The sequence below is a fragment of the uncultured Amaricoccus sp. genome, from assembly GCF_937858865.1.
Classification (GTDB): domain Bacteria; phylum Pseudomonadota; class Alphaproteobacteria; order Rhodobacterales; family Rhodobacteraceae; genus Amaricoccus.
The window spans coordinates 1-5,236 of the sequence record NZ_CALLYO010000095.1 but is presented as its reverse complement, the minus strand read 5'-3'; the positions used below and the strand labels follow the sequence as shown (position 1 = coordinate 5,236).

The window sequence follows — 5,236 nt, the reverse complement described above, 5'->3', positions numbered from 1 at the left end:
ATCGCTCGCTTCGAATGGGCCACGGCAACCGTGGTGCCCGATCGTCGGGTGGACTACGGCGAGGCCCGGTTCCGCGTCTACGGACGGCTCGACGGTCGGGCGTGCGTGGTGATCTTCACGAGGCGGGGGGAAGTGTTCCGCATCATCAGTTTTCGCCGGGCCACTAGACGGGAAAGGGCCGAGCATGGGTAAGGAGAGACCGAAGAATATCGTCGAGGATGACGAGGACGAGCCGATCGTCGGCGAGGAGAATCCCGAGTGGACTGCGGAAGACTTCGCCAACGCGAAGTCGATCTTCGAGATCCCGGAGCTCGCCGGCCTCGCCGAGCTCGTCCGCAAGGGCGGTCGCCCGCTGCTGCCGCATGAGGTCAAGAAGCGCCGCGTCACCATCATGCTCGACCCGGACGTGATCGAGCACTTCAAGGCCGAAGGAAAGGGCTGGCAGACCCGCGTCAACGCCGCGCTGCGCAAGGCGGCCGGCCTCGAGTAGAAAAGGTCAATACGCCTGACGCTCCGCGGCGACAGGCAACGCTGCGGACCCATACGATTCCCATACGGCTTCCATACGGCTTCCATACGCCGGATCCCCGCTACTCCGCCGCCACCGCCGCCCGGCCGTCGAGCCAGGCCATGATGCTGTCCGCCGCCTCGCGCCCGTCGCGGATCGCCCAGACGACGAGGCTCGCGCCCCGCACGATGTCGCCGGCGGCATAGACCCCCTCGAGGCTGGTCCGCTTGCTGAGGAAGTCGGCCTTCACCGTGCCCCAGCGCGTCACCTCGAGCCCCTCGACCCCCCAGAGCCGCGGCAGGTCCTCGGGCTCGAAGCCGAGCGCCTTGACGACGAGCTCCGCCGGCTCGATATAGTCGGCATCCGGGATCTCCTCCGGCGTCTGCCGCCCGGTCACGTCCGGCGCCCCGAGCCGCATCCGCGCCACCCGCACGCCGCTGACCGTCCGCTCGCCGACGAAGGCCCGGGGCGCCGTCAGCCAGGCGAACTCCACCCCCTCCTCCTCGGCGTTCGCCACCTCGCGCTGGCTGCCCGGCATGTTCGCCCGGTCGCGCCGGTAGAGGCAGGTGACCTTGGCCGCGCCCTGGCGCACCGCGGTGCGCACGCAGTCCATCGCCGTGTCGCCGCCGCCGATCACCACCACCCGCTTGCCGGCGGCATCGAGCTCGCCCGAGTCGAAATCCGGCACCGCGTCGCCGAAGCCCTTGCGGTTCGAGGCGGTCAGATAGTCGATCGCCCGCACGATCCCCCCGAGACCGGCGCCGGGGCCGCCGAGGTCGCGCGACTTGTAGACGCCGGTCGCGATCAGCACCGCGTCGTGCCGGGCGCGGATCTCCTCGAAGCCGATGTCCGCGCCGACGTTGCAGTCGAGCACGAAGCTCACCCCGCCGTCGGCGAGCTGCCCGTTCCGCCGCATCACCACGTCCTTCTCCAGCTTGAAGCTCGGGATGCCGTAGGTCATCAGCCCGCCGGCGCGGTCGTAGCGGTCGTAGACGGTCACCTGGACGCCCTGCCGCCGCAGCCGGTCGGCCGCCGCCAGCCCGCCCGGGCCGGCGCCGATGATGCCGACGCTCTCGGCGCGCTCGGCGAGCGGCCGGATCGCCGGCACCCAGCCCTCGTCCCAGGCGGTATCGGTGATGTACTTCTCCACCGCGCCGATGGTGACCGTCCCGTGCCCGGCCTGCTCGATGACGCAGTTGCCCTCGCAGAGCCGGTCCTGCGGACAGATCCGGCCGCAGATCTCGGGAAACGTGTTGGTGGCCTGGGCGAGCTCGTAGGCCTCGCGCACCCGGCCCTCGGCCGTCAGTTTCAACCAGTCCGGGATATTGTTGTGCAGCGGGCAATGCGTCTGGCAGTAGGGCACGCCGCACTGCGAGCAGCGGCTCGCCTGCTCCGCCGCCTTCTCCGCCGCGAACTCGCGATAGATCTCGCCGAAGTCCGTCCGACGCTCGTCGGCGCCGCGCTTGACCGGCATGTCGCGCGCGACCTTCACGAACTTCAGCATCCGCTGCTCGCCCATGGCTGGCTCCGATCGCCCTCCGCCCCCCGGAACGACCCGGTCCGCCGCTTCTAGACGATCCGCTCTCGCAAGAAAAGGCAGTATTGCTGTCCTATTTTCGGAAAAATCGGCAGAGCCGGTGCTATGAGATCGAAATCCTTCGAAAAATAGGACCGGACCGGTCCTAATAGCCCTTGGCGAGCGCCAGCAAGGCGGCGCCGCCGACCACGATTCGCCACCAGCCGAAGACGGCGTAGCCGCGGCGGGACACGAAATCGAGCAGCCCGCGCACCACCAGCACGGCGGCGACAAATGCGCAGACGAAGCCGATGGCGATGAGCAGCGCGTCGTCCGGGCTCAGGACGTCGCGGTTCTTGTAGAGGTCGTAGGTGAAGGCCCCGACCATGGTGGGCATGGAGAGAAAGAAGGAGAATTCCGCCGCCGCCCGCTTCGAGGCGCCGAGCAGCAGCGCGCCGACGATGGTGGCGCCGGAGCGTGAGACCCCGGGGACGAGCGCGAGGCACTGGAAGAGCCCGATCTTGAACGCCACCGGCAGGCTGAACTCCATCACGTCCTGATAGCGCGGCCGCTCGGCGCGGCGGTCGACCCAGAGGAGGACGACGCCGCCGACGATCAGCATGACGGCGACGAGGAGCGGGGTCTCGAAGAGGACCGTCTTGATGAAACCGTGCAGCAGTACCCCGACCACGGCGGCGGGGAGGAAGGCGAGGACCACCCCGGCGATGAAGCGGCGCGCGGCCGGGTCGTGCGGCGCGGCGCGGGCGAGCGCGACGAGACGCGTGGAATAGACCGCGAGGATCGCCAGGATGGCGCCGAGCTGGATCAGGACCTCGAAGGCCTTGCCGGTCGAATGGAAGCCGAGGAAATGGCCGGCGAGCAGGATGTGGCCGGTGGAGGAGACCGGGATGAACTCGGTCAGCCCCTCGAGCACGCCGAGGAGGGCGGCGACCAGATAGGGACTGTGCTCCAAGCTCAGGCCCGCAGGTTCTTGGCGCTGTCGGTGATGGCGTCGAACTGCCCGTGCGGACGATAGACGTAGAGGTAGGTCTCGAGGATCGCGCCCATCGCGGTCGGCGTGATGCCGAGGTCGGCGAGGCCGCGGGCGCCCGGCGAGACCAGGTTGTCGTGGGCGAGCAGGCGGACCTGGTCGCGGGTGAGGATTGGGTTGCCGACCAGCCCGCCGGTCAGCCGCGGCAGCAGGTCGAGCAGGAAGGCCTGGATGCGGGCCAGCGGGAAGGGAAGGGTGACGAGCAGGCGGCGGCGCTGGATGATCGCGAGCACCCGCTCCATAAGCGCGCGGAAGCCGAGGACCTCGGGCCCGCCGAGCTCGTAGACGCCGGGGGCCGCGTCCGTGGTCGCCGCGGTGACGGCGGCCATCGCCACGTCCTGGACGTAGACCGGCTGGAAGCGGGTGTCCGGCCCGACGACGGGCACGACCGGCAGCATCCGCGCGAGGCCGGCGAGACGGTTGAAGAAGCTGTCGTCGGTGCCGAAGACGACCGAGGGACGCAGGATCACCGCCTCGGGGAAGGCCCGGCGCACCGCCTCCTCGCCGCGCCCCTTGGCGGCGGCATAGAGACTGTCGCTCGCCGGGTCGGCCCCGATGGCCGAGACGTGGACCAGCCGGGCGATGCCTTCCTCGGCGCTGATCCGGGCGATCCGGGCGGCGCCCTCCTCGACCACCGCCGCGAAGGTCTGCCGCCCCGCCTCGGCCATGATCCCGACGCAGTTGATGACGGCGGTCGCCCCGGCGATCGCCTTGCGGGTCGAATCCTCGTCGCGGATGTTGGCCTGGATCGGCTCGACCTGGCCCACCACGCCATAGGGCCGCACGAAGTTCGCCTCGTCCGGGCGGCGCACCGCCACCCGCACCCGCCAACCCGCCCGGGCCATGCCCTGGGCGATCTGGCGGCCGATGAAGCCGGACCCGCCGAAGATGGTGACGATGGGGACGGGCATGGATGATTCCTCGCGAGTGACCCCCTCCCGGATAGAGCGTATGGCCCGGCCCCGCAAGCTCCCCGGTCGGCCGCCGCGCTTTCGCGCGCGAAACCATGCCTAACCGATTGATCCCAATCCAGTTCCGATTCGCGCAGCCATCGCCGCAAGAAACCGGCCCACTGCCGGCCCGCCGCCCCGCCCGCCGCGGCAGCGCCGAGCGGACGTGCGCTCGCCGTTGACAGCGGCGCGCCCCCCCGTATATGTCCGCGCCGATGGCACCCGGCCCGGGTGGCGGAATGGTAGACGCGCTGGTTTCAGGTACCAGTGACTTAACGGTCGTGGAAGTTCGAGTCTTCTCCCGGGCACCATCTCTCCTCGATCCGGAGCGGCCAGCGGTCCGGCACCACGTCCGTCGTCCCGATCGCCGCCTCAGATGCTGGCGGTGATGCCGCCGTCGACATAGAGCGTATGGCCGTTGACGAAGGAGGAGGCGTCGGAGGCGAGGAAGACCGCGGCCCCGACCAGCTCCTCGACCCTGCCCCAGCGCCCGGCCGGGGTGCGCTTCTCCAGCCACTCGGAGAAGGCCGGGTCGTCGACCAGCGCCTGGTTGAGCGGCGTCTCGAAGTAGCCGGGCGCGATGGCATTGACCTGCAGCCCGTGCCTCGCCCAGTCGGTCGCCATGCCGCGGGTGAGGTTGCGCACAGCACCCTTGGTCGCGGTGTAGGGCGCGATGCCCGGCCGGGCGAGCTCGGACTGCACCGAGGCGATGTTGATGATCTTGCCGCGCCCGCGGGCGATCATGGCACGGGCGACCGGCTGGCTGACGTAGAAGACGCTCGAGACGTTGGTGGCCAGCAGCTGCTGCCATTTCTCGACCGGGAAGTCCTCGAGCGCCATGCGGAACTGCATCCCGGCATTGTTGACGAGGATGTCGATCGGCCCGTCCGCGAGCACCGTCGCGACGCCGGCAGCCGCGGCCTCGGGGTCGGTGACGTCGAAGCGAGCGGTCGTGGCGCCCGGGATGCGCGCGGCCGCGGCCCCGAGCCGCGCCTCGTCGCGGCCGTTGAGGATCACCTCGGCGCCGTGCGCGGCGAGGCCTTCGGCGAGGGCGAGGCCGATGCCCTGACTCGAGCCGGTGACGAGGGCGCGGCGGCCGGCGAGGTCGAAGAGAGGGAAGCTCATGGGCCTGCCTTCAGTTGATCGCGCGGGCTTCCAGCACGTCGATGAAGGAGCGGTCCCAGCGTCCTTCCTTCATCGCGGCGATGGTC

At 70.2% G+C, this 5,236-nt stretch carries 6 protein-coding genes and 1 tRNA gene; 3 read left to right on the top strand and 4 right to left on the bottom strand.

The features are described 5' to 3' along the window. A partial coding sequence (locus Q0112_RS02500) for a BrnT family toxin (RefSeq protein WP_297970962.1) occupies positions 1–192 on the top strand: 192 nt, incomplete at its 5' end. Next, positions 185–490, top strand: a complete 306-nt coding sequence (locus tag Q0112_RS02495; RefSeq protein WP_297970959.1) for a BrnA antitoxin family protein — start codon at positions 185–187, stop codon at positions 488–490. The genes Q0112_RS02500 and Q0112_RS02495, both read left to right, overlap by 8 nt. Before the next feature lie 100 nt (positions 491–590). Here Q0112_RS02495 and Q0112_RS02490 read toward each other — a convergent pair whose 3' ends face one another. The 3 genes from Q0112_RS02490 to Q0112_RS02480 form a co-directional block, all read right to left on the bottom strand. Next, positions 591–2,027, bottom strand: coding sequence for an NAD(P)-dependent oxidoreductase (locus Q0112_RS02490; protein WP_297970957.1), 1,437 nt, complete (start codon positions 2,025–2,027; stop codon positions 591–593). Positions 2,028–2,190: 163 nt separating this feature from the next. After that, positions 2,191–2,997, bottom strand: coding sequence for an undecaprenyl-diphosphate phosphatase (locus Q0112_RS02485; RefSeq protein WP_297970954.1), 807 nt, complete (start codon positions 2,995–2,997; stop codon positions 2,191–2,193). Between the two features lie 2 nt (positions 2,998–2,999). Continuing rightward, on the bottom strand, positions 3,000–3,986 hold the full coding sequence (locus Q0112_RS02480; protein WP_297970952.1) for a complex I NDUFA9 subunit family protein: 987 nt from the start codon (positions 3,984–3,986) through the stop codon (positions 3,000–3,002). Between the two features lie 264 nt (positions 3,987–4,250). On the opposite strand from Q0112_RS02480, the gene Q0112_RS02475 reads away from it, so the two are divergent. Then, a tRNA-Leu gene (locus Q0112_RS02475) sits at positions 4,251–4,336 on the top strand. Positions 4,337–4,397: 61 nt separating this feature from the next. Here the strand turns inward: Q0112_RS02475 and Q0112_RS02470 are convergent. Further along, on the bottom strand, positions 4,398–5,150 hold the full coding sequence (locus Q0112_RS02470; RefSeq protein WP_297970949.1) for an SDR family oxidoreductase: 753 nt from the start codon (positions 5,148–5,150) through the stop codon (positions 4,398–4,400). Positions 5,151–5,236: the final 86 nt, after the last annotated feature.

Coding starts and splice junctions, on each gene's coding strand:
- Q0112_RS02495 (WP_297970959.1), top strand. CDS start 185: ATGGGTAAGGAGAGACCGAAGAATATCGTCGAGGATGACGAGGACGAG.
- Q0112_RS02490 (WP_297970957.1), bottom strand. CDS start 2,027: ATGGGCGAGCAGCGGATGCTGAAGTTCGTGAAGGTCGCGCGCGACATG.
- Q0112_RS02480 (WP_297970952.1), bottom strand. CDS start 3,986: ATGCCCGTCCCCATCGTCACCATCTTCGGCGGGTCCGGCTTCATCGGC.
- Q0112_RS02470 (WP_297970949.1), bottom strand. CDS start 5,150: ATGAGCTTCCCTCTCTTCGACCTCGCCGGCCGCCGCGCCCTCGTCACC.